This window comes from Collinsella aerofaciens, assembly GCF_028209885.1.
GTDB classification, from domain to species: Bacteria; Actinomycetota; Coriobacteriia; order Coriobacteriales; family Coriobacteriaceae; genus Collinsella; species Collinsella aerofaciens_BA.
On record NZ_JAQLEM010000001.1, the window covers coordinates 90,843 to 114,474 of the forward strand.

General features: G+C 60.0%; 23 protein-coding genes. 10 read left to right on the plus strand and 13 right to left on the minus strand.

The window, feature by feature from the left end; translation table 11 throughout:
* Window positions 1–19: 19 nt before the first annotated feature.
* The 4 genes from PMX21_RS00390 to PMX21_RS00405 all read right to left on the minus strand — a co-directional run bounded on the left by PMX21_RS00390 (window position 20) and on the right by PMX21_RS00405 (window position 6,535).
* Window positions 20–2,533, minus strand: a complete 2,514-nt coding sequence (locus tag PMX21_RS00390) for an excinuclease ABC subunit UvrA (RefSeq protein ID WP_465038252.1) — start codon at window positions 2,531–2,533, stop codon at window positions 20–22.
* Entirely contained in the window at window positions 2,526–3,644 is a 1,119-nt protein-coding gene (locus PMX21_RS00395) for an AAA family ATPase (RefSeq protein WP_271757045.1), read from the minus strand. Before PMX21_RS00395 ends, PMX21_RS00390 begins: the two co-directional genes overlap by 8 nt.
* Before the next feature lie 93 nt (window positions 3,645–3,737).
* Window positions 3,738–5,741, minus strand: a complete 2,004-nt coding sequence (locus PMX21_RS00400; RefSeq protein WP_271757047.1) for a GTP-binding protein — start codon at window positions 5,739–5,741, stop codon at window positions 3,738–3,740.
* Window positions 5,742–6,046: 305 nt separating this feature from the next.
* Window positions 6,047–6,535, minus strand: a complete 489-nt coding sequence (locus tag PMX21_RS00405; RefSeq protein ID WP_138375184.1) for a GNAT family N-acetyltransferase — start codon at window positions 6,533–6,535, stop codon at window positions 6,047–6,049.
* Between the two features lie 77 nt (window positions 6,536–6,612).
* Here PMX21_RS00405 and PMX21_RS00410 point away from each other — a divergent pair, with 77 nt between their 5' ends.
* The gene (locus PMX21_RS00410; protein ID WP_271746880.1) at window positions 6,613–6,909 is read left to right on the plus strand and encodes a hypothetical protein; all 297 of its coding nucleotides are present in this window, start codon (window positions 6,613–6,615) and stop codon (window positions 6,907–6,909) included.
* A 48-nt stretch (window positions 6,910–6,957) separates the two neighbouring features.
* On the opposite strand, the gene PMX21_RS00415 is transcribed toward PMX21_RS00410, so the two are convergent.
* The gene (locus PMX21_RS00415; protein WP_271757048.1) at window positions 6,958–7,662 is read right to left on the minus strand and encodes a class I SAM-dependent methyltransferase; all 705 of its coding nucleotides are present in this window, start codon (window positions 7,660–7,662) and stop codon (window positions 6,958–6,960) included.
* Between the two features lie 434 nt (window positions 7,663–8,096).
* Between PMX21_RS00415 and PMX21_RS00420 the strand changes: the two genes are divergently transcribed.
* Entirely contained in the window at window positions 8,097–8,498 is a 402-nt protein-coding gene (locus PMX21_RS00420; RefSeq protein WP_055286664.1) for a hypothetical protein, read from the plus strand.
* 129 nt (window positions 8,499–8,627) lie between these two features.
* Here the strand turns inward: PMX21_RS00420 and PMX21_RS00425 are convergent, their stop codons facing one another.
* Complete coding sequence (locus tag PMX21_RS00425; protein WP_271757050.1) at window positions 8,628–9,443, minus strand: putative RNA methyltransferase; 816 nt, start codon at window positions 9,441–9,443, stop codon at window positions 8,628–8,630.
* Between the two features lie 243 nt (window positions 9,444–9,686).
* On the opposite strand from PMX21_RS00425, the gene PMX21_RS00430 reads away from it, so the two are divergent.
* Entirely contained in the window at window positions 9,687–11,069 is a 1,383-nt protein-coding gene (locus PMX21_RS00430; RefSeq protein ID WP_271757052.1) for an MATE family efflux transporter, read from the plus strand.
* A gap of 27 nt (window positions 11,070–11,096) precedes the next feature.
* Here PMX21_RS00430 and PMX21_RS00435 read toward each other — a convergent pair whose 3' ends face one another.
* Window positions 11,097–11,963, minus strand: a complete 867-nt coding sequence (locus PMX21_RS00435) for a LysR family transcriptional regulator (RefSeq protein WP_271757054.1) — start codon at window positions 11,961–11,963, stop codon at window positions 11,097–11,099.
* Window positions 11,964–12,121: 158 nt separating this feature from the next.
* Between PMX21_RS00435 and PMX21_RS00440 the strand changes: the two genes are divergently transcribed.
* Together PMX21_RS00440 and PMX21_RS00445 are read left to right on the plus strand one after the other, a co-directional pair.
* Window positions 12,122–13,024 carry a DMT family transporter gene (locus PMX21_RS00440; RefSeq protein WP_161115293.1) on the plus strand — a complete coding sequence of 301 codons (903 nt, stop codon included), beginning with the start codon at window positions 12,122–12,124 and terminating at the stop codon, window positions 13,022–13,024.
* An 88-nt stretch (window positions 13,025–13,112) separates the two neighbouring features.
* Window positions 13,113–13,838 (plus strand): uracil-DNA glycosylase, encoded by a 726-nt coding sequence (locus tag PMX21_RS00445; protein WP_271757056.1) that lies wholly within the window; start codon window positions 13,113–13,115, stop codon window positions 13,836–13,838.
* Between the two features lie 50 nt (window positions 13,839–13,888).
* Here the strand turns inward: PMX21_RS00445 and PMX21_RS00450 are convergent, their stop codons facing one another.
* From PMX21_RS00450 to PMX21_RS00460, 3 genes are all read right to left on the minus strand, one after another.
* Window positions 13,889–14,569 (minus strand): SDR family NAD(P)-dependent oxidoreductase, encoded by a 681-nt coding sequence (locus PMX21_RS00450; protein WP_271757058.1) that lies wholly within the window; start codon window positions 14,567–14,569, stop codon window positions 13,889–13,891.
* A gap of 9 nt (window positions 14,570–14,578) precedes the next feature.
* A complete protein-coding gene (locus PMX21_RS00455) occupies window positions 14,579–15,301 on the minus strand; it encodes a VUT family protein (protein ID WP_022093974.1) in 723 nt (240 codons plus the stop codon).
* A gap of 156 nt (window positions 15,302–15,457) precedes the next feature.
* Window positions 15,458–17,071 (minus strand): peptide chain release factor 3, encoded by a 1,614-nt coding sequence (locus PMX21_RS00460; RefSeq protein ID WP_055286676.1) that lies wholly within the window; start codon window positions 17,069–17,071, stop codon window positions 15,458–15,460.
* A gap of 566 nt (window positions 17,072–17,637) precedes the next feature.
* Between PMX21_RS00460 and PMX21_RS10095 the strand changes: the two genes are divergently transcribed.
* From PMX21_RS10095 to PMX21_RS10105, 5 genes are all read left to right on the plus strand, one after another.
* Entirely contained in the window at window positions 17,638–17,781 is a 144-nt protein-coding gene (locus PMX21_RS10095) for a hypothetical protein (protein ID WP_334204067.1), read from the plus strand.
* Window positions 17,778–18,017, plus strand: coding sequence for a hypothetical protein (locus PMX21_RS10100; protein ID WP_334204068.1), 240 nt, complete (start codon window positions 17,778–17,780; stop codon window positions 18,015–18,017). Before PMX21_RS10095 ends, PMX21_RS10100 begins: the two co-directional genes overlap by 4 nt.
* 23 nt (window positions 18,018–18,040) lie before the next feature.
* Window positions 18,041–18,922 carry an ABC transporter ATP-binding protein gene (locus PMX21_RS00470; protein ID WP_271757060.1) on the plus strand — a complete coding sequence of 294 codons (882 nt, stop codon included), beginning with the start codon at window positions 18,041–18,043 and terminating at the stop codon, window positions 18,920–18,922.
* Window positions 18,919–19,617 (plus strand): ABC-2 transporter permease, encoded by a 699-nt coding sequence (locus PMX21_RS00475; RefSeq protein WP_271757062.1) that lies wholly within the window; start codon window positions 18,919–18,921, stop codon window positions 19,615–19,617. The genes PMX21_RS00470 and PMX21_RS00475 overlap by 4 nt, the downstream gene beginning before the upstream one ends.
* Window positions 19,618–20,068: 451 nt before the next feature.
* Entirely contained in the window at window positions 20,069–20,944 is an 876-nt protein-coding gene (locus PMX21_RS10105; RefSeq protein ID WP_271757064.1) for an EamA family transporter, read from the plus strand.
* Window positions 20,945–21,038: 94 nt separating this feature from the next.
* On the opposite strand, the gene PMX21_RS00485 is transcribed toward PMX21_RS10105, so the two are convergent.
* From PMX21_RS00485 to PMX21_RS00495, 3 genes are all read right to left on the minus strand, one after another.
* A complete protein-coding gene (locus tag PMX21_RS00485) occupies window positions 21,039–22,328 on the minus strand; it encodes a chloride channel protein (RefSeq protein WP_271757066.1) in 1,290 nt (429 codons plus the stop codon).
* Window positions 22,329–22,453: 125 nt separating this feature from the next.
* Window positions 22,454–22,987, minus strand: coding sequence for an LOG family protein (locus PMX21_RS00490; RefSeq protein ID WP_035136977.1), 534 nt, complete (start codon window positions 22,985–22,987; stop codon window positions 22,454–22,456).
* Between the two features lie 36 nt (window positions 22,988–23,023).
* The gene (locus PMX21_RS00495; RefSeq protein ID WP_271757070.1) at window positions 23,024–23,449 is read right to left on the minus strand and encodes a potassium channel family protein; all 426 of its coding nucleotides are present in this window, start codon (window positions 23,447–23,449) and stop codon (window positions 23,024–23,026) included.
* Window positions 23,450–23,632 lie beyond the last annotated feature (183 nt).

The following is a 23,632-nucleotide window of genomic DNA, read 5'->3' on the forward strand; positions in this document are numbered from 1 at the left end:
AGTCCCTTTGTCACATTGCCTATAGGTAGCGACCGGTAATGCTCTTGGAGCAGGCCGCGATGTCGCCCGGCGTGCCGGCGCAGACGATTTGCCCGCCGGCGTCGCCACCGCCTGGGCCCATGTCGATTACGTAATCGGCGTTACGGATAAGGTCGAGATCGTGTTCGATCACGATAACCGTGGCGCCCTTGGCAACGAGGCCGTCGAACACACTCAGCAACACCTGAACATCGAGCGGATGCAGGCCGATCGTGGGTTCGTCGAACACGAATACAGCATCATCCTGCACGCGGCCCATCTCGCTCGCAAGCTTTAGACGCTGTGCCTCACCGCCCGAAAGCGCCGGTGTGGGCTCGCCAAGCGTGAGATAACCCAGGCCCAGATCGTGCAAGGTCTGCAAACGCGTCTGAACTTTCTTGAGCCCCACCGTGGCGTCGATAGCCTCGTCCACACTCATATCCATGAGCTGCGGCAACGTAAGCAGGCTCCCGTCCTTGCCCTCACGATGGATATGCGAAGCCGCGTCTGCATAACGTGAGCCGCGGCATGCCGGGCAGACGATCTCGACATCGGGCAAAAACTGCACGTCGAGCGATATCGATCCCGTGCCGTCGCACGTAGGGCACCGCAAGGCGCCAGTGTTGTAGCTAAAGGCACCCGCCTTGTAGCCGGCTGCCTTGGCCTCGGGCGTACGGGCGAAGGCGCGGCGCAGCTCATCATGGATGTCGACATAGGTTGCCACCGTCGAGCGAACATTGGCGCCGATGGGCGTGGCGTCAATCAGGTTGGCACGCGCAATGCCCTCGGCATCGACCCAACGCACGTGCCCCGGCAGGCGCTCGCCAGCTGCCTGCGCCTTGAGTGCCGGGATGAGCGTCTCAAGCACCAACGTCGTCTTACCCGAACCCGAAACACCCGTCACCGCGACGAGACGGCCACGCGGGATATCGACTTCGAGCGGCTTGACGGTATGGATGGCATCGGTCGCCATGCGGATATGGCCCTGGTCGAACATTTCGTCGTCAATCACCTGCGGACGCAAGCGCTTGGGCTCGGCGCGCAAAAACGGCGCGATACGGCTGTCCTGCGATTGCTCAACCTCGTCTACCGTACCAGCGGCGATTACATTGCCGCCGCCTGCTCCGGCAACGGGGCCCATCTCAACCAGATAGTCGGCTTCCGCCAGTACGCGCGTATCGTGGTCGACAACAACCACGGTGTTGCCGTCATCCACCAGATCGCGCATCACGCCCACCAGGCCGTCGACATTGGCAGGATGCAGGCCGATCGAAGGCTCGTCCAGCACATAAAGCACGCCCGTCGATCGGTTGCGCACCACGCGAGCAAGCTGTACGCGCTGGCGCTCACCCGTGGAGAGCGTGGCACCGGCGCGATCGAGTGAAAGGTAATCGAGACCCAGGTCGACCAGACGACGGGCCGCGCTCAAAAACGAATCGCAGATATCCGTCGCCATGGGCCGCATCTCGGGCGGCAAGGATGCGGGCACCCCGCGCACCCACTCAATCGCCCCGCCCAGCGTCATGGCCGCCGCTTGCGCCAGATTGATACCGCGCACCTGGGGCTGGCGCGCAGCCTCGGAGAGACGCGTGCCGCCGCAATCGCGGCATGCTCCCTCGCGCAAAAAGCGCGCAACGCGTTTTAAACCCTTATCGTCCTTGACCTTGGCGAGCGCATTCTCGACGGTATAGACGGCGTTGTAATAGGTGAAGTCGAGCGGCGTGCTGCCCTCACCGTTTTTGGGAACGTAGAGAATGTGCTTCTTAACCGCCGGACCATGAAACACGATGTCGCGCTCTTGAGGCGTGAGCTGGTTAAACGGCACGTCGGTGCGTACGCCCATCTCACCTGCCACCTGCTTCATCAGATCCCACATGAGCGTACCCCAGGGAAGCACCGCGCCCTCGTTGATAGTCTTTGACTCGTCGGGCACCAGGCTCGCTTCGTCCACCTCGCGCATGACACCGGTGCCGCCACATGTGGGGCATGCACCGCCGCTATTGAAAGCCAAATCCTCGGCACTCGGCGCGTAGAACTCGCGGCCGCATGTCGGACACGTGAGCGACAGGCCAGCCGCTACGTTAAGGCTCGGCTCCACACGCGCCCCGCAATGCGGGCACACGTGATGGGCACAGCGGCTAAAGAGTAGGCGCAGGCTGTTGTTGAGCTCGGTCATGGTGCCAAAGGTAGAGCGCACGCCCGGCACGCTCGGACGCTGGTGTAGCGCGAGCGCTGCCGGCACGTGCAGCACCTCGTCCACCTGGGCGTGTTCGGCCTGCGTTAGGCGACGTCGAGTATAGGTGCTGAGTGCTTCCAAGTAGCGACGCGAGCCCTCGGCATAAAGAACCCCCAGCGCCAGCGAACTCTTGCCCGAACCCGACACGCCGGCAATGCCCACGAGCTTTCCCAGCGGAATATCGATATCGATGTCTTTAAGGTTATGAACGCGCGCGCCACGCACCTCGATAGCCTGCGGGCTCATCTTCTGTTCCGTCACCTTTATCACCCTACTCATGCCATAAAACTCGATCGCGAACGTACGCGCCCAGCATGGGCACGGTAAACCGGACGAGGCCGTATCCGGCAGCCTCGATGACGCGCTCGCGAATCAGGCTTGCGCGATATTTACTCGCCCAGCTCTGGGTACGATCACAACGCTCAATGATATCCGCCATGCGCGTCGGTTTGTTCTCGTCAACCGCCATAGCCTCGATAAAAAGGCGCTGTGGACTGCGCAGCCCGTAATACAGGGGCGCGTCAACCGCTTCGTAGAACTCGGAGACGGCATCCGCATGGCCATCCTCGACATCGCGCCTTTCGATGACCTGCGAGCCACGCCGGACAGCAGACCGCCACATGTAATATCCCACCAGCTGAACCATGTAGGGATGCCCCATGCTCTTGCGCGCCGCAAGGTCCGCCGTCTCCGCGTCAACGTAAAGACCAGCGTCTTTGACCGTCTGGATATACGAATCGCGCACCTTGGGCAAAGATATCGCCCCCAACGTACGCTGCTGGGCACGCCGCAAAAACGTCACGCTCGGCTCTTCGAGCAAGTCATCAACCATACTGGGCAAGCCGGCGAACGCCAGCGCAAGACCGCGCTGGTCGCTATCGGGCAAGCCCGTGGCATCTTGATCTCCGAGCACCTGCTGATAGAGAACGGCAAGAGCCGCCAGTTCCTCGATAGACGCCGATTGCGCCTCGTCAATCGCAAACAGTATGCCCTTGCCTGGACCGAGCCTCTTGAGGCGCTCGTTAACCAGCCCTCGCAACGTCTCGCCCTTTGCTCGCGCCGCCTCGACCGACATCCGGCCAAACGACGGACCGAACTCCATTGACGTCACAACGGGTTTATTCGAACGAAGCGCGTCGGCCAAGCGGTCGCATAAGCCAAGCGAAGCGGAATCGGAGACAACCGCCCATCCACGCTCATTGGCTAGACGTTGCAGCTCCCGTAGGAGAACCGTCTTGCCACAGCCGCGGTTTCCCGTAATGAGCATGAGCCTGCCCGGCGCTCCAGCGCCGTTGTCGAGTCCTTCCTCAAAATCTTCGATGACCGACTCGCGGCCGATGAGCATCGGGGGCCGCTTGCCGGCAGTGGGCTTAAAGGGATTTGGATTCATGTCGGACTCCTCGGATTGGCAAACCCTGGCAATAGTTATACCAACTTGTACCGAGTTATACCAATAGCATGTGACAAAGGAACTGTCCCTTTGTCACATGTGGCCGAAAAACTCGGCGTCTGCTGCTCGCCAGGGGCGGAAGGTGGAGGGATCGACCTTTACGTGCGCCGCGGCGGGTACGTCGTACCATTTGACCGTGTAACCGGCACCGTGAGAGCAAAAGACCGAATCAGGCGTGTTGGGCAGATCGGCCTCGGGCTCATAGGCGGCAGTCTCGATTACACGCTCGGCATCATGGCAAGCCGCATAACCGGCGAACTCCAGGTACAGATGACCGCGGCCGCTTGTGTAGGCAGCTACCTCCAGGGCATAGTCCTGCACCTCGGATGCCGGCACGCGACCCACAAGCTTCGCCCGGTCCCCCGCCATCGTCGGCGGCTCGTACTCGGCACCCATGCGCGTGGCATCTGAAAGCGCCCGGCCCACGCACTCTCCCGGCACCTCGAGCTCAAAGCGATACCACGGCTCCAGCAGCACCGCCGCGCCGGCCTCACGCGCCTGCATCAAACCCTGGCGAATCGCGCGGTACGTGGCCTGGCGAAAATCGCCGCCCTCGGTATGTTTGGCATGCGCACGGCCGCCCGTGAGCGTAATGCGCACATCGGTGATGGGCGAGCCGGTCAGCACGCCCAGATGATCGCGCTCCATGGCGTTGGTGAGCGCCAGACGCTGCCAGTTAAGATCGAGCTCGTCGGTCGAGGTCACGGTGCCAAACTGTACGCCCGAGCCCGCCGGCAACGGCTCCAGGCGCAGATGCACCTCGGCATAGTGACGCAGTGGCTCAAAGTGGCCCACGCCCTCGACCGGCTGCGAAATGGTCTCCTTATAGAGGATGCCGCCGGGCTCAAACTCGACCGCAAGGCCAAAACGATCGGCCAACACCCGCTGCACGACTTCGAGTTGCACGGCGCCCATCAACTGCAAATGAATCTGCTCAAGATGCGTATTCCAGCTTACGCCGAGCATGGGATCTTCGTCCGCCAACTCAGTCAACGCTTTGAACACCGTATGGACATCGTGTTCGCCCGGAAGCACCGTATAGGTGAGGACTGGCGCAATGACGGGCGCATCGCCCGCGGTCTCCGCGCCCAGGGCGTCCCCCGGGCGAACGTGCGCAAGACCCGTCACGGCACAAATACCGCCAGCAGCAACTTCTTGGGCAAGCTCATACTTCTCGCCGTTATAGATGCGTACCTGATCGACCTTCTGCTCCCATGCCTCGGCACCGGAACGTCCGCCAATCATCTGCTTGGCATGCAGTGTGCCGCCCGTCACCTTGACCCAGGTAAGACGCTCGCCACGGTCTCCACGACTCACGCGGTAGACACGCGCGGCGAACTCCTGGGGCCATGTTCGCTCGCGCATCAGAGCGCATATGCCGTCGAGTAGCTCTGCCACACGCTGGTCCTTGAGCGCCGAGCCCGCAAAGCAGGGAAACAACTTTCGTTCTGCGACCAGCCGCGAAAGCGTGGCAGTCGAAAGCTCCCCTGCGTCGAGAAACTCGTCGAGAGCCGCTTCATCCAACGCAGCAGCGTCCTCCTGAACGGCACCGCCCGCCAACAGTTCGTTGGCATCCAGGCAGCCTTCGGAAAGATGTTGCCCAAGTTGTGCCAGCAAAACATCGCGACCGGGATTCTCCAAATCGATTTTGTTGATAAAGATGAACGTCGGGATGTCATAGCGCGCAAGCAGGCGCCACAGGGTTTCGGTGTGCCCCTGCACGCCGTCGTTGGCGCCCACCACCAGAATCGCGTAGTCCAGCGCGCGCAACGTGCGCTCCGCCTCGGCAGAAAAATCGACATGGCCGGGAGCATCCACAAGCATGACGTGGGTATCGCCATGGTCGAGCACAGCCTGCGACGAGAAAATCGTAATACCGCGCTCGCGCTCGATCGCATTAGTGTCCAGATGCGAATTGCCATCGTCCACGCGTCCGCGCTTGCGAATGCGACCCGCGTTAAACAGCATGGCCTCGGCCAGCGTGGTCTTGCCGGCATCGACATGCGCCAAGATTCCAACGACCGCTTGTTTCGACATGCTTCTCCTCTTATTGCAAGCCCATCGCACGCGGCAACGGGCACCCTCGTTCCACACTGGATGATACAATTTACGGGCCGGCGGGCGAAGCGGGCCCTATCCCCCGACCGAGCTCATCGCCCCGCGTTGCCGCGCGGCGATTTTCGTAGGTTCGCGCCTTGCGAAAGCCGGCACCTCCCCTTTTTGTCTGCCCGGGTTCATCTGGGGCAGTAACAACGCGAGCCCCACAACAACGCGTTTTACCAAAAATGGCCCCACTCGGGGCCATTTTCATTTCGGTGAAACGCTGGTATGTGACTCGGCCTTTATGCCTCGCGCAGCCAATCAAACGCGACGCGCGGCGTACCGTCCGACACATATACGATACCGGCGCGCTTAAACCCGGCCTTGGCAATGGCTCCCTGCATGGGCAGGTTGTCCTGATGTGTGTCGATGCGCAGGTGATCGGCACGCTCCTTGGCAAAGGCAAACATCGCGGCCGCGATACCGTGCACGGTGCCGTCGGATGCCACACGGTGCAGCACGGCGTACGGAGTGTCGCTACGCCATTGACCGTCCTCAATTACGTCATAGCACTCGTCCGGGCCCGGTAAAAAGGCAAACGTCGCCACCACGCGACCATCGACTTCGCACACATAGCTGCCACCGGCGGCGATATCGGCAGCCAGCTGCTCGGCAGAAGGCGTGCCCTCGGGCCACTGCGTGGCGTTGCCATGCGCGCGCATAAAGGCGCGGGCCGCGTCATAGATAGCCATGACGGCGGGAATGTCGGTATCGAGGGTTTTTCTGATCATCACGCGGCGACCTCACGTTTATTGGTATCACTTTGATTGAGCAATGATACCAACGTTTGGAGAGGGGCGCGATGCAGATGGGAAGCAAAAAGCGAGCCGCCTGGTCAAAGGCCAAAAGCGAGTTTTTGGGCGCTGCCACCGGCGGCGATATGAGCGACCTGTTTGCGCGCGAAGACGAGCGCCGCGACGCCCTGAACGCCGAGCGCAATGAAGCCTGGCGCTACAAGTCGTGCGAACGCAAAAACCGTTACGACACGCGCGCCGAGGCCGAGGCAGTTATGGCCGACTGCGAAAACCGCGGGCGGCGTGGTTTGGCCTGCTACAAATGCGAATACTGCGGTGGATGGCACCTGACGTCGCACCCATGGAAATAGACGCCGCATCGGCACGGCGCTAGCGAAGCGCCGGTAATCGCACGCAAGTTACGGGCGCGGCGGCACTAACACATCGTAGCGAACGGCCTTGCCCGCAAGCTGATAGCTCGGCTTAACGCCGGCAAGCAGCGGGCCCTTTACCGGCCGCTTGATAACGACCTTGCGCGGATGCACAGCAAGCGCCGCCTCGACCAGCGTCTCCTCATCGGCACACGGCTGTTCCAGATGATGCAAGAGCTGGAACTTCTTTTTCACCGCCGCGCTCTTGGTGCGCTCGGGAAACATGGGATCCAGATACACCACGTCGGGAGCTGCAAGCTCGTCCCGCTCGATCAGCCCAGCTGTATGGCGAAGGCCGGCAATGCTGTCCTCGCCCGCATGTAAGCGCATGCGCGCCACGGCTGTCGCAAGCGCCGGATCATCTACCGCGCGATCCAAGGCATCCTTGAGGAGCGCCGCGATCACGCAATCCTGCTCATACAGATCGACGGTAAAGCCCGCGGCCGCCAGCAGCAGCGAATCCTCGCCAAAGCCTGCCGTAGCGTCAATCGCCCATGGTCGCTCGATGCCCTTTGTGCGCGCAGCCTTCACCAACAGCTCTTGCTGCAGACGGCCCTGCTTGAGTCGCGGCAGCATGCGGCCAAAATCGGCACGCAGCTCCATCGTGCCGTCGGTGAGCGTGAGGCCCTCGGGCTTCCCGGTCAGCTCAAGCCCCGCGGCCCGAGCAACAGAAAAGGGATCGACGACGCCCATGGGTACTCCTTAGCAAGCAAAACGAATACGTGGGCGCCGTTCATGACGACACCCAACCGTCCGCTATTGTCCCACATGTGACATGGCCCACAGCATCCCAATGCAAAGCACCGCCATCAATCCCGTGCACACGGCAGCGATCACGGAATCACTCATGCGCCTTCCCAACGACCGCGGCTCACGCACTTGCCCTGCTCCGTACATCATGGCTTCTCCTTCGGTCCAGCTCTTACCATGGCCCCATCATCGCAGCGCCGCGCATACGCTGCCATCGATTTGACTTACGCCCAGCTTTCTTTTTTGAAAGGTTGGACCGTGCGGGCAAGAGACGCTTTCAAACGCATGCATCGCCGCGTTGAACTACAATGTGCTTCACCATATGTGCAGTACATTGGGTGCGCCAAGTTGGCGTACTCGTATCGAAAGGACCAGCCATGAGCTTCACTCGCAAGACTCTCAAAATCCTTGCTCTCATCTACTTTGTTTTGGGCATCGCCAGCCTCGTCACCGCCGGCGTCGGTATCGCCACGGGCGGTCTCGATTCCACGTACGGTTCGTACGCCACGCTCGCAGCGGTCGTGCTTATCGCCAAGGGTCTCGTCGACCTTGCCGCAGGCGTCGCCGGTATCAAGGGCGCCAACAAGCCTTCGCAGGTGGACGGCGCGTTTAAGCTCGGTATTGTTGCCGCGGTCGCCACGCTTGCCCAAGCGGTGCTCACGCTTCCCGCGTTTGGCGGCGACGCCATCAACTTTGGCGCCTTTGTCATCGTGGTGTACGACCTGTTCTTTGTTCAGCAGGCACACGCCGTTAAGGCCGAGAACAAGGACCGCCTATAAGCGCTCGCTTCTCATAACCTCTGCAGCCAAGCAACTAAAAAGGGCCGATCGCGCATCTCCGCGGTCGGCCCTTTACGTTTGCCTAGATAAAACCCACCAAAATAAACCTGTCCCTTTTTTGGCTGGTTGTTAGCTGTGGCGGTACTCGGCGATGATGAAGTCGATATCGGTTTGGAGCGTGTCCAGGTTTGCCAGGCGCTCTTTGTCGGCAGGGCGCGTGCGATAGTAGTACGGCGTCATCTGGAACACCGCCTCGATATCGGCCTGGGTCTGAAGCGTAATATTCGCGGACACCCGCTGCGTTCCAACCAGCTTGAGCTCCGTTGTTTGTGGCAGCTTCTCATCGTTAAGGTACGGCGTGTCGTAGAGTACCTCCTTGAGCCCAAAGAGGTGACGAGCACCCGGCACCACGGTGTAGAGCGAACCCTCCGGCGCCAGCACGCGGGCAAACTCGCGCTCGTTAAAGGGGGCAAAGAGCTCGGTCACCATATCGAAGGCGCCATCGGCCACGGGGATGTCCTTCATGTTGGCCACGAAGTAGGTCGCATCGCCGCGCTTGGCGGCCAGGCGCACCATCTCCTTGCCCAGGTCAAAACCGTAAGCATCTACGCCCGGCACCGCGCCCATGGCACTGGTGTAATAGCCCTCGCCACAGCAAATATCGAGCAGCGTCATGGGGCCGTTCGCAGACGTGGCGCGCCCAGACACCTGCTTGCGCACCAGCTCGACCATCGCATCGCGCAACGGCGCGTAGTATCCACGGTTCAAAAAGTCACGACGGCTGCGCGCCTGCGACTTGGGATCGCCCATGGAGTCGCCGCTCTTGGACGAGCGCAGTAGATATAGATAACCCTCGCGCGCACGGTCAAACCGGTGTCCGCCCGCGCATGCGGCCCCACGCTCATCGTCCACCAACGGTTCATGGCAAACGGGACACAACAACATGGCAACTCCTTAGCGCGAACAACACAACGCCCACCATTGTCGCACGCCTTCCCCACCTAGTCATTGGGGACGTTCTTGAATGACTAGTTAGAAGAGACGTTCTTGAATGACTAGTTAGAAGAGATAAGGAGTGTCCCCAGCTGCCGGCAGAAAAGGAACGTCCCTAAGTGCCGACTGGTTGCATTAGGAGTATCATCATCTGCGCAAATAAGCACGAAAGAGCATATTAGAGATTGAGAGCATATGGCTGACACCGTATCTAAGCACATTGACATGACCACCGGCTCGCTGTGGCGCAATATCCCCCTGTTCGCCTTCCCCGTGGCCGCCACGAGCATCTTGGAGCAGCTGTCGAACCTCATCGCCACGGTCATCATCGGTAATTTCTCGGGCGACCAGGGAACCCTCGCCATGGCGGCGGTCGGCTCCAATGTTCCGCTTACCAGTCTTATGCTCAACCTGTTTATTGGCATGTCGCTTGGCTCCAACGTGGTCATCGCCAACGCTATCGGCCGCAACGATCAGAACATGGTCAAACGCGCCGTCCATACCTCGATTTTAATGGCGCTCGTGGGCTTTGTCGTCATCGCCCTGGGCGAGATCTTTGCCGAGCCCATGCTCGCCGCGCTCAGCGTTCCTGCCGAAACCATGCCGCTCGCTTCGCTCTACCTGCGCGTCTTTTTGCTGAGCATGCCCTCGATCTTGCTCTACAACTTTGAGGCCGCGATCTTCCGCTCCGTCGGCATCACCCGCATGCCGCTGCAGGCGCTTGCCGTGTCCACCGTCCTCAACATTGGCCTGGATCTCATCTTTGTCCCCGTACTCCACTGGGGTGTCGCGGGCGTCGCCATCGCCACCGCCATCGCCTACACCGTCAGCGCCGCCACGCTCTTTATCCGCCTGCTCAAGACCGACTCCGTCGTCCGCGTCACCCCATGCGACCTGGCTATCGACCCCGTCGCCCTCAAGCGCATCGTCAAGATCGGCCTGCCCGCCGGCATCCAAAGCGCCGTCTTTGCCGTCGCCAACATCATCATCCAGTCCGCCATTAACAGCCTGGGCACCGAGGTCATGGCGGCATCGAGCGCCGCCATGAGCCTGGAGTACGTGTGCTACAACCTGCTCAACAGCTTTAGCCAGGCGTGCACCACCTTTGTGGGACAAAACCACGGTGCCCGCCAGATTGATCGCTGCACCAAAACGCTTAAGGTCTGCCTAGTCGAAGGCGGTATCGTTGCGCTCACTACGATCATCGTTATTGTCGGCCTGGGGCGCGAGATCTTGTCGCTCTTTAACAGCGATCCCAACATCGTCTCGATCGGCTATATCCGCGTGTGTTCGATCTTCCCGGCGTACGCCTTTAGCATGTTCTACGAAAACATGTCAGGCTACCTGCGCGGCTTTGGTATCTCGCTCACGCCCGCCCTCATCACCATGATCTGCGTCTGCGGCATCCGCTTCTATTGGGTGTTCTGCGTGTTCCCGCACTTCCGCACCTTTGCGAACATCATGATGGTCTACCCCATCAGCCTGGGCACCACGGCGTTCTTTATGGTCGTAGCGGTACTACTTTGCCACCCGGCACGCACCTATCGCGCCACCCAAGCCAAAGCGACAGCCCGCTAAACACCGCACCCAACGCTACGCCAGTCATTAATTGACAATATGCGAGCTCATATAGTCGATAAAGCGCCTCGTGGCGATAGGCATGGTGTCCCAGCTGCGCCAGGCGGCCACCACGTCGCGCGAGGGGGCATGCACGATGGGCCGCACACGAATATCGGCTCGCATGCCCTCCACAGTACGACGGTAGAGCATGCTCACGCCTAGGCCCTCCTCCACCATCGCCATGATGGTGTAGTCGTCGGTGACCTCGCTCGTCACGTGCGGCGACAGGCCATGCGCCGCGAATGCATCGAGCACCAGGCTCTGTTCGCCCTCATCCAGAAGCACAAACGGCTCGGAAGCCAGGTCGGCGAGCGTCACCTTTTCCTTTGCCGCCAGCGGATGCGCGGCCGGCAACAATGCCACCAACTCGTCGTGATAGACCACGCGCTTCTCGAGCCCAGCGGTAAATCCGCGTGCCGTAAAGCAAAAATCAACCACGCCATCGTGCACCCACTGGGCGTTGCGCGTGTAATCGCCCTGCTTGAGGGTAAAGCGTACGCCCGGGTGCAGGGCTCCAAAATCGCGGATCACGCGCGGCAATACGGTTCGACTCACGTTGGTAAACGTCGCGATGCGAATATCAGTCGACGAAAGTCCCAGCAGCTCCTGGCGCTTGCCCTCGAGCTCGGCCTCGGCAGTCACAATCTGGCGCAGGTACGGCAGATACTGTTTACCGTCGCGCGTAAGCGAGACGCCCTGCTTTCCGCGCTCGATAAGCGTGGTGCCCAGCTCGCGCTCGAGTGCCTTGACGGCCTGGCTCACCGCGCTTTGCGTATAGCCCAGCTCGTCGGCCGCACGTTTCAGGCTGCCGCAATCGACCACCATACAAACAATCTGATACCGCGATGCCATCGTGCCTCCACATCAATGCAGCCGTAAAACGTTTTGTCAGGGCTTTTCGCACCAACTTTAGCATTTCTTAATCATACTGAAGATACATTCGCTTTACTACATCAACATCTGGGAGCAGAATCCTTTTTGCGAAACCGTTCTGTAACAAAAGGAGTCCCATGGATCGCAAAAAAGCAATCGCGCTCTCATTTTCCGTTCCCGTCGCATGGGGCTTTTCGTATCCCCTCATGAAGATCGGCATGGACAGCATGAACGCCACGAGCATCGTCGCGCTACGCTGCATCATCGCCTTTGTGGTCTGCCTGCTGCTCTTCCACAAGCACGCGTTGCGCATTAACCGCGACCTTATGGTCCGTGCCGCCATCATCGGCGCCATTATGGCAACCGAGCTCACCTGCATGTGCCTGGGCTCCAGCCTCACCTCTGCCTCCACTGCCGGCTTTTTGCAGAGCCTGACGGTCGTGATCGTGCCGTTTGCCAACGCAGCTCTGCTGCGTCGCGCCCCCGAGCGCAAGGTGCTCATCGGCACGGCTATCGTCACCTGCGGCATGCTGCTGCTCTCGGGCGCCGACTTTACCAGCCTGAATCCCGGCGCAATCATCATGCTGCTCTCGGCCTTTATCTATGCCAGCCACATTATCGTGGCCAAGCGCTTTGTCGAAGAAGTCGATCCGCTGGCTCTGGGCGTTTGGCAGCTAGGCTTTGGCGGTTTGTTCTCGGGCGTCGCGGCATTCACCTTTGGCGGCTTCACGCTTCCCAGCACGCCCAGCGAGATCGTCGTTGTCGTCGCGCTCGCACTCATCTGCTCTGCCTACGGCTTTATCACCCAGACGCTCGTGCAGCCCCACGTGCCCGCCGAGACCACCGGCTTTGCCTTCTCGCTCGAGCCGGTCTGCTCCGCTGTCTTCTCGTTCTTCCTAGTCGGCGAGGTCCTGAGCCCCATCGCCTTCCTGGGTGCAGCTCTCATCCTCACCGGCGTCATGGCGGCAACCGTCGAGCTTCCGCGCCTCCGCGCACATGGACGCGCTCGTATGGCAGGAGCGCCCGAGCGCGCCTCGTAGACCCCGCTCTTCATGCAGCCGCGGCATAAAGGCAACCGGTGCGCCTTTACAATAGATGCCAACAGAGCATCTGACGTAAAGGAGCCCCATGGACACCGCAACCCGCGACCGCAACATAGCAACTTGGTTGGGCAATGCGCCGCAGCCGGTACGTGACACTACGAACCAGCTGCTCGAGCGCATCGCCCTTTTGCGTGCCGAGCAGACTATCTACCCGGCACAAGACGACATCCTCAATGCCCTCGCCTACACCCCGGCCGACCAGGTCAAAGTTGTCATCTTGGGTCAAGACCCCTATCACGGACCCAACCAGGCCATGGGACTGTCGTTCTCGGTCCCCGCGACGCAAACCAAGTTGCCGCCGAGCCTGCGCAACATTTACAAGGAACTCAATGCCGATCTTGACTGCCCTATTCCCGCCACGGGAGATCTAACACCATGGGCACAACAGGGCGTCCTGCTCCTCAACACTACGCTCACCGTGCGCGAACACGCCGCGAACTCGCACGCCAAGCTGGGCTGGAGCATTCTGACCGACTATGTTACCGAACGCTGCTGTCAGCTGCCCCAAACTGTAGTCTTTTTGGCTTGGGGCCGCTTTGCCCAACAGATGGTCGAAGGCAAGCTCGCCGCGACCGGTGCGGGCAAGGCAACCAGCAAGTTCTGTCTGGCCTCTACGCACCCCTCGCCGCTTTCGGCCAACCGTGCCACGGCAGAACTCCCTGCTTTTATGGGGTCGCGTCCCTTCTCGGCAGCCAATCGGCTACTCGAACAGCACGGCTCGACCCCTGTCAACTGGACTTGCCTCGGCTAAAAACCGATACATCAAAAACGCGCCCGACGGCTTTCCATCGGGCGCGTTTCCTATTCGGGCCAAATAAATTGTGTGCGGCCGGCCTCGCCGCCATCGATCAGCAGGCTCTGCCCGGTCATAAACCGGTTGGTCACGCCCACAAAGTAGATCCACTCGGCGATCTCTTGGGCGGTGGCCCAGCGCTTAAGCGGCGTGAGCTCCATAATTTGGTTCCACAGGTGCTCGTCTTCCATCACGCAACGGTTGAGCGGCGTGATAACGCCACCCGGGTCCACACTGTTGGCGATAGCCTGCGGCGCCAGACGGTTTGCAAGGTTCTTGGTGTAGGCGATAACGCCGCCTTTGCTGGCGGCATAGGCGGGAAACTCCGACCCCGTATGCCCGCTCGCCGACCCCACATTGACCACGGATCTGATAGCCGGCGCCGGCTTGGCGGCAAGCCCCTCCCCCACAAAGGCGTAGCACTCGGTCACGTTGATGGTGCCACACAGGTTGGCGGCGATGTCGTCGGCCGAATCCTGCGTACCGGCAACGTTCACGATTACCTGAGGCTCAAGGTCGCCCGGAAACGAGTCCGGCTCGCGGACATCAACGATCAGATGGCGGTAGCGCTCGTGTTCGATCGCCGCCGGCAAAAGATCAAAGCCCACGACCTCGTGGCCCTCGTCCAAAAAGCGCTGCACGCACGCGGCTCCGATACCGCCCGAAGCGCCCGTAATCAAAACCCGCATACTTGCTCCTTAGGCGGTTGCGTGGCGCTCGAGGTACTCGGAGCCCACATTCTCGCGCTCCCAGCCGCGCACGACCTTGTAGCCCACGGGGCTCAGGAAGACCTCGCACAGCAGCTCGGCAACAGCGCCGGTCAGCGAGCACATAAGAACCTGCACCCAGGTCCAACCAAAGAACGTGTGGCTCACCACGATGGCAAAGACCAGGTTGTCGATAAACTGGCCAACACCCGTAGACACATAGGAACGGAAGGCAAAGCTCGCAAAGTTATTCTTTTTGAGCATACGGCCGAGCGACTGGTTAAGCGTGGAGTTAACCACGGCAGAAACGAGCATTGCCAGCGAAGAGCCCAGCACCACGTACCAGGTGCCGCCGATGGTGGCGTTAAGGGCAGTGTTGACCTCGATCATGCCCGTGTCGTAGTAGGCGCCCCACATGCCGGGCGTGAGCGAGCATGCCCAAAAGCACAGGCTCACGGCCAGGTTGACCAGCAGCGCGAGGATAGAGATTTTGATGGATGCCTTGGCGCCAAAGCGCTTGCAGATCATGTCCTGGCACAAAAACGAAACCCAGCTCACCACAAAGCCGCAATCGAGCGCCAGATACGGCAGGCTGATAAGCTCCTTGTTGGCCAGCAGGTTCATCATGATGACACTCACGAAAAACAGCGAAACCGTTGCCGCGGGAATGCTCCGCAACAGGACCTTATAGTCCTCCATGACCTTCTTGATCATTATGTACTCCTTTGGTTTTAGGTTTAACGAGCAGGATATCGGACCCGAACTGCTCGGACGCCCCGGTCTTGAGACGACGGTGGGTATGATAGCCGCTCACACGGCATCAGGCAAGCAAGCGGCGCGGCAGCCCCGCAGGGCCACCGCGCCGATGCGTTAAAAGGCCACGTTGCCAAACTCCGACAGGATAAGGTCGGGGTTGTGGTCGGTTGCCCAATCCACGTTCCACGGGCTCGTGAACAGCAGCAGCTTACCACCGCGCATGTCCTCGACGCGCAGCGTGTCGCGCGTGAGCGAAAGGCCCGGGATATCGATAGTGTCGGGGTCGTTCTGGATCCAGCGGATGTCCGTATAGGGCAGCGGCTGGCGACGAACCTCAACACGGTACTCGGCCTTGAGGCGGCGCTCGAGTACCTCAAACTGCAGGACGCCGACCACGCCCACGATGACGCTCTCCATGCCGGCACCCAGCTCGCGGAAGATCTGGATGGCGCCCTCCTGGGCAAGCTCCTCCATACCCTTGACGAACTGCTTGCGCTTGAGCGTGTCGACCTGCGTAATGCGAGCGAACATCTCGGGGGCAAACGTCGGGATCTGCGGATACTGCACGTGGCGCTTGCCGGAGCACACGGTGTCGCCGATGCTAAAGATACCCGGATCGAACAGGCCCACGATATCGCCCGCGTACGCCTCGTCCACGATGGCGCGGTCATCGGCCATCATCGACGTGCCCGTGGCAAGCTTAAGCTTGCGGTTGCCCTGCACGTGGAAGGCATCCATGCCGCGCTCGAACTTGCCCGAGCAAATGCGCACAAAGGCGATGCGGTCGCGGTGGTTCTTGTCCATGTTGGCCTGGATCTTAAACACAAAGCCGCTAAAGTCGTCGCGGCAAGGATCGACCGGCTCGCTGGTGAGCGTATCGGTATAGGCACGCGGCGTCGGGGCCAGACGCAGGAACTCCTTGAGGAAGGGCTCCACGCCAAAGTTGGTGAGCGCCGAGCCAAAGAACGCCGGGCTCAGCTTGCCGCAGGCCACGGCATCCAAGTCGAGCTCGTCACCGGCGCCATCGAGCAGCTCGATGTCGTCCATCAGGTTCTTATGGTTCTCCTCGCCGATGAGCTCGTCCATGGAAGGATCGCCCAGCTCGGCCTCGACCTCGGCGACCTTCTTGGTGGCGTTGGCGTGGCCGTCGCCCTCAAAGGCAATGACGCGACGGGTCTGACGATCGAACACGCCGCGGAAGTTGCGGCCGCTGCCGATCGGCCAGTTCATGGGATACGTATTGATGCCCAGGACGTTCTCAATCTCTTCCATGAGCTCAAACGGATCGCGAGCCTCGTGGTCGAGCTTGTTCACAAAGGTGAAGATGGGAATGTGGCGCAGCGTGCAGACCTTAAAGAGCTTTTTGGTCTGGGCCTCGACGCCCTTGGCGCCGTCGATGACCATGACCGCAGCGTCGGCGGCCATAAGGGTACGGTAGGTATCCTCCGAGAAGTCCTGGTGGCCGGGGGTATCGAGGATATTGACGCAGGCGCCGTTGTAGGTGAACTGCAGGACCGAGGAGGTAACGGAAATACCGCGCTCCTTCTCGATGTCCATCCAGTCCGAGACGGCATGCTTGGCCGAGCTCTTGCCCTTGACCGAGCCGGCGGTCTGGATACTGCCGGTATAGAGCAGCAGCTTCTCGGTAAGCGTGGTCTTACCGGCGTCCGGGTGGCTGATGATCGCGAATGTGCGGCGCGACGAGATTTCATCCGACAGGCTTGCCATGCGGATCCTTTCTTGCATTAAGTGCATTACGTCGATGTAACCGTACTATTGTAGCCGCGAAATCTCGTCATAGGGCACCTATCAGGACAAATTCATCAGTCAGAACGTGAGCGGCTAGTTATCGAAAGTATTCTGCAGCAGACTGTCTCAATCTGTAACAGCAGGCGACCCAAAACGGACCCAGATGTTACAGATTGAGACAAACAAACCTGCCCGCCGACACAATCTCAATCTGTAACACCTGACCGCCCAAATTGGGTCTAGCTGTTACAAATCGAGATAAACGGAAAGGCAGGCAGCCAATGTCTCGTTCTGTAACATCTAGCCGCGCAAATCGACTCTTACTGTTACAGATTGAGACAAATAGGCAGGCGGGAAAATAACATCTCAATCTGTAACAGCTGGCGACCAAAAACGGATCCAGATGTTACAGATTGAGATTGTTTTGGAGCAAGCGCGGCGCCGATGGTCTATTCCACATTTAGCTCTTGCATTACTGTGCATAGTGTATATATACTGTGCTTACCGGTTATATACACATGTAGCCCAACAGCTAAGGAGCCGCTGTGGACATCATCCTATCCAATTCGAGCGATAAGCCCATCTACGAGCAGATAACCTCGCAGGTCAAAGCTCAGATCTTATCGGGCACGCTCGCTGCGGGAGCCAAACTCCCAGCATTCGTGCACTCGCGAGCGACCTGGGCGTGAGCGTAATCACCACCAAGCGTGCCTACGCCGACTTGGAGCAGCTTGGCTTTATCTGCACCGTGCAGGGCAAGGGCTGTTTTGTCGCCGAGGGCAACCAGGAGCTTTTGCGCGAAAACCAGCTCTGCCATATCGAAGAGCTGCTTGCGAAAGCGGCGAGCCAAGCCGAAACCCTGGGCGTCACGCGCGACAAACTGCACGAGATGCTCGACCTGGTAGCCCCCGAAACCATGCAGTAGCCATCTGCAAGAAACGCTATACCATGCAAAACTTGCTTGAACTCAAAGGCATCTCACACGCTGTAAGCGACCGCTTTTCGCTGCGCGACGTCACGCTTGCCGTGGAGCCTGGCCAGATCATCGGCTTTGTTGGTGCCAACGGTGCTGGCAAAACAACGACGATTCGAGCTGCTCTCGGGCTTATAAAGCTCGATGCCGGCGAAGTGCACCTGTTTGGGCAGCGCTGTGGCGCCGACGCGCCCGATGAGTCGCAACGCCATCTACGCTCCCGCGTCGGTCTTGTCCTGGACACGTGCCCCTTCCCCTCCACGCTCAAGGTGGGCCAGATCGAGTCGCTCGTAGGCCCAGCGTACCCCACGTGGGACCGCGAAACGTTCGCCGGATTCATCAACCGATTTGGCCTCGATCCCAAGACAAAGGTCAAGGACCTCTCCCGCGGCATGGGCATGAAACTGCAGCTTGCCTGTGCGCTCAGTCACAAGGCCAAGCTGCTCGTTTTGGACGAAGCCACCGCGGGCCTCGATCCCATGGCACGCGAGGAACTGCTCGATGAGCTGCTTGCCTTTGTCGCCGACGGCCAGCACAGTGTGCTGCTCTCGAGCCACATTACGTCCGACCTCGATCGCACCGCTGATCGCGTCATCTGCATCGATAATGGCTCGATTATTTTTGACCTGCCGCGCGAGGACATTACCGACCGCGCCGGCATCGCCCACTGCACCCAATCGCAGGCTGCCGAGCTTATGGCTTGCGTCGAAGGCGCCCGTGCCGCCCGTCACGCCTACAGCGTGGACGTACTCGTACCCAACCGTCGCGAAACGCTCGAGGCCTTTCCCGAGATTCCCTGCGATCGGGCAACCATTGATGACTATCTGCGCCTCATACTGAAAGGGGCTTCGGAATGAAACGCGCCTTTATGTCCGAACTCGCCATCGTTCGCACGCTCATCCCGAGCATTGCGGGCGTCGGCTTGTTCATCTTCGTTGTGCTGACGCTCGTCAACGCGTCGGATGGCGATTCCGGTATGAGCGCCGGCGCCTGCGCCGTCAGTGCCATGTCGCCCATCATAGTCATGAACTCACTGGCCGGTTTCGACAATCAAAACGGTTGGGAGCGCTACCGGGCAACGCTGCCCTTCTCGCGCAAAGACATCATCCGCGCACGCTACCTGAGCGTTATTGTCTTCTCCGCCGTCATGGCATGTGCAGCTACGCTTTTGAGCATCGCCTCCATCCCGCTCTTCAACAGCGCGGGCATTCCTTCGACGGGACAGACGGTCTTTGAAATCGCAATCGCCTCGGCAGCATCGATGCTCATCTCCCTCATGATGGTGTTTTTGGCGCAGCCGCTGTTCTTTCGATTTGGTCACATGGAGGCGCTGCGCCTATCCGTTGGCCTGTTTGCCCTGCTTGGTTGCGGCACCATGGCCACGCTGAGCTCCTCCAACCCCATCAGCAACTGGCTCATGTCGATTGCCGGAGCGAATCCCGATCCTGCCGTCCTTGGCGGTCTGTGCGCAGGAATTGCCGTACTGGCCCTCGCGCTATGTGCAATCAGCTGCGCTGTCAGCACCAAGGTCTATCGAGCGCGCGACCTGTAATCGACAGCCAAAGGGCTTGGGCTGCACGCCACCTCATTTACTAGATAAGACGAAGCAGCAACAACGTCGCTACCGCCCTTCACGGCATGCCGTTTAAATCTTGGCAACCAAAGAGAAGCCGACAGCATATCGAGGGTGAATGTTTTTCCGAGAAGTGAACGAGTAAAATCAGCACCCCGTATCATCGACATTTTTATGGGCTTAATTCCTGCGGTTTTTGCCTAGGAATCCTGCGGTTTTATTCGAAAAAAGTGTGCATGCTCCAGGGGTCCATATTTACTCGTTCACTTCTCGGAAAAACACTCACCTTCAATTCGAGCCTTCACCAAATGGCTCCCCGGAACATAACCCCCGTCTCGCCGCGGCCATATCAAACCTTCATGGTGGGGCGGTATCCTCATGTCCATAAAACTCGCAGGATAAACCCATTATCCAAGGAGGCACCGCACCCGTGTCGTGGGTTGTCGCAGCATTTGCGTCAGCATTCTTTGCCGGCATCACATCCATCTTGGCCAAATGCGGCATCAAGCAGACCGACTCCGATGTCGCGACGGCCATTCGCACCTGCGTGGTGCTCGTTTTCGCCTGGGCAATGGCGGGCATTTCTGGATCCATTGGAACCATTGGCAGCATCGAACCCAGATCCTGGCTCTTTCTCGTCCTCTCGGGACTCGCTACCGGTGCTTCGTGGATCTGTTACTTTAAGGCGTTGAGCATCGGAAATGTCAATAAGGTCGTACCGGTCGACAAGATGAGCACCGTGCTCGCCGCGCTGGTCGCCATCGCGCTTTTTGACGAGACGAGCAACCTTGCGGTTAAGCTCGTGGGAACCGCTGTCATCACCCTCGGCACGTTTTTAATGATCGAGAAGAAGCAGTCCGCCGAACCCGAGCAGCAGCAAGACCGAACCTGGCTCGCTTACGCCCTCGGCGCCGCCGTGTTCGCGGCACTCACCTCCGTCCTCGCCAAGATCGGCATCGAAGGCATCGAGTCAAACCTGGCCACGGCAATCCGCACCTGCGTGGTACTGGTTATGGCATGGGCAATCGTGGCAGCCAAGGGAAAACTGGAGCAGGTCGCGCACGCTGACCGGCGCGAACTCACATTTCTCGCAACATCGGGCATCGCGACTGGAGCATCGTGGCTGCTCTATTACTATGCCATCGCTGCAGGCCAGGTGAGTGTCGTGGTGCAGATCGACAAACTATCGATTGTCGTATCGGTGCTATTTGCGCGCCTGGCATTCAACGAAAAACTCTCCCGCCGCAGCGCCATCGGTCTCGCCCTCATCGTACTGGGCACCGCCGCGCTTGCAATTTGGAAGTAGCGCCGATACCGAACGAAATCCAGTCCACCCGCAAATCCGTGACACAGCGCCCGCACCGGACTTGAGATGTTTGTACTGACTGCGCGCTACCGTGCTACTTGCGCAGCGGCTTGGGCAGCGGAATGCCGGCGGCGATGACAGCCGCGATGATCATGCAAACGATGCCCTTGAGCGGGAAACACATAAGCAGCAGGCCCACAACCATGACAGGCTGGCGCATGACCGCACCCATCGTCGATGCCGTGCAGACGGCGACGCAAAAGACCGGATCTGCGCCGGTGAGGATGGCAAGGCCATAGCCCAGGCTTACGCCTGAGAAGATAACGGGGAAGAAGTGACCGCCGCGCCAACCAAGGTTGATGAGGGCGGGGGTCAGCATGGCCTTGACCAGACCGGTCGCGATAAGCACGCCAGCGGGAATGGTCAGGTAGGTTTCCATGAGCACGTCGGCCTGAGTCTCGCCGGCAAACATGGTGTAGGGCAGGACCGTGCCGCAGATGGCGAGCGCCAGACCGGCTAGCATGGCCTTGACGACAGGACGCTCCCCTATTGCATGGGCAAGCGCCTCGCTGGCGTGCTCGGAGACAAAGTACAGCCAGCCGCAGATTGTTCCGATCAGCGACAGAGGAATGAGCCAGGTAAGCTCCAGGTTGCCCACCTCGGCGGCCTCGAACCTGGGCATGCCCATGCCGCCGCCCATGAGCTGGCCGAGCAGCAGGTAGGTGCCCAGACCGCCGGCAATCGCAATACCGTAGACCACCGTCTTTTGCGCCTTGGGCAGCTTGATGGTGATCTCGCCGGACGCAGAGCCCTCGTCGCCGTCGGCGCTACCGGCAAGCGGTGCCACAAAACCAAAGACGGGCGCGGTAAAGAGCGCCGTCAGCGCGGCCTGGGTGCCCAGCAGCGTGAGCTCCCTAAACTCGGCGCCAAAGCGGCGCATACGGTCGCCGACCCAGCTGCACAGTCCCGCAATGACGCCGGTCAGACCGGCTTCCGGTCCAATACTTCCGCCAAACAGCAGCGGTAGCAGCGCGGCAAGCGACAGCTTGCCCAGATTGTCGTAGGGGTAGCACCCATCCTGTTTGACCTTGGCCATCACCTGGTTGAGGTCATCGGTCTTGGTGCCCGTCACCTTTTCATACAGACCGATCAGCAGGCCGCCCAGCAGGCAGACAAAAAACGGGTACGGCAGAAAGCCAAACGGGCCGCTGGCAAGCTCGGGCGAAGCGACGCCCAGCGCGTGCGGAATCTCGGTCCATAGATAGTCGATACCGTGCTCCATCGCGAAAAAGAACAGCCAGACCGCGGCACCTGCGAACGCACCGGTCACGGCAACGCTAACTAAAAACAGCGCGCGGTTTGTGGGTTTGGCAAGGTTATCCATCGGGTCCTCCCGCGGTCAAAGTCGACATAGTTACGTTTTATTGTAGAGCGAGCGTTGCCCGAACGAGCCAACCGTCTGCGCCGCAAACGGCACCATTGGGAGCCATAGTGGGGCAGGCTCAAGGCTTATCCGTTGATAATCGAGGCAATCTCGCGCAAATCGTCGGCAAAGTAGATGCCCTGCTGACGCCTCGGGCTCGAAAGTCCTTTATCAATCATGTGCCCGAGCAGCGCCTTGAGGTCGTTGTAGTAACCGTCCAGGTTATACAGGATGCACGGAGCACTCAGGTGCCCCAACGACACCGCGGACATGACCTCGGCAATCTCCTCGAGCGTGCCCGTCCCACCGGGAAAGGCGATGAACGCATCGCCGAGCTCAATCATCTTGGCTTTGCGCTCGGCCATATCGCTCGTCACGATAAGGTCGTCGATGCCGTCATGTTGAAACTCGGCCTCGATAAAAAAGCTCGGCTCAACACCCGTCACGTGTCCGCCGGCATCGAGTACGCTATCGGCGAGCGCACCCATCAGACCCGATTTGGACCCGCCGTATACCAGCGCGTGCCCGTTGGCGCCAATCCAGTTGCCCAGCTCCTGCACCGCGGGCAGAAACGCCGGGTCATTGCCAGTGTTGGCACCCAGGTACACGGTGATGTTCATATTCAGTCCCCCTTATCGTGACGCGCGGCGCCCGTTCTAGCGCTGGCGTCGACGATACTCGCGCACGCGACGCGAAAGATCGGCAAGCTCGTCGCGATCGAGCTCTTCCAAATGCTCCAGATCGTCCATAAAGCGCGCCATGGTGTCCTTTTGACGCATCTTGATAAGCGTATTGCAGTAGTTCACCGCCACGCCCGTGAGCATAGCGATGTAGAAGATGCTGATGACGCTCAAGACGACGGTAATGGCGCGGGCAACCGGCGTCTCGGCCGGAATGTCACCAAAGCCGATGGTCGAGACCGTCTCAAAGCTAAACCACAGGCCATCGCCAAAGGTGAGGGTCGTGGGCTCGGACAGCCAAACGGCCGTCGAGCATAGCAGGTAGAAGACGAGGAACAGCTCCGTAATGCGCACGAAGCCCGCCTGGCGCAACACGTCAGCAAGCGTCTTGAGCTTTTTCATCGCGACCCTTTCCACGGACAACCAATCACGTTCGCTCGGTATTGTCCCACGCCTCCCCAGCAAACGGAACTAGTCATTGGGGACGTTCTTAAATGACTAGTCAAACAAGAACGTCCATTACAGTCGAAATTGTCAGCCCGGGACCGTCTCGGGCTACGATTGAGGCGCGCCCAGAACGGGCCG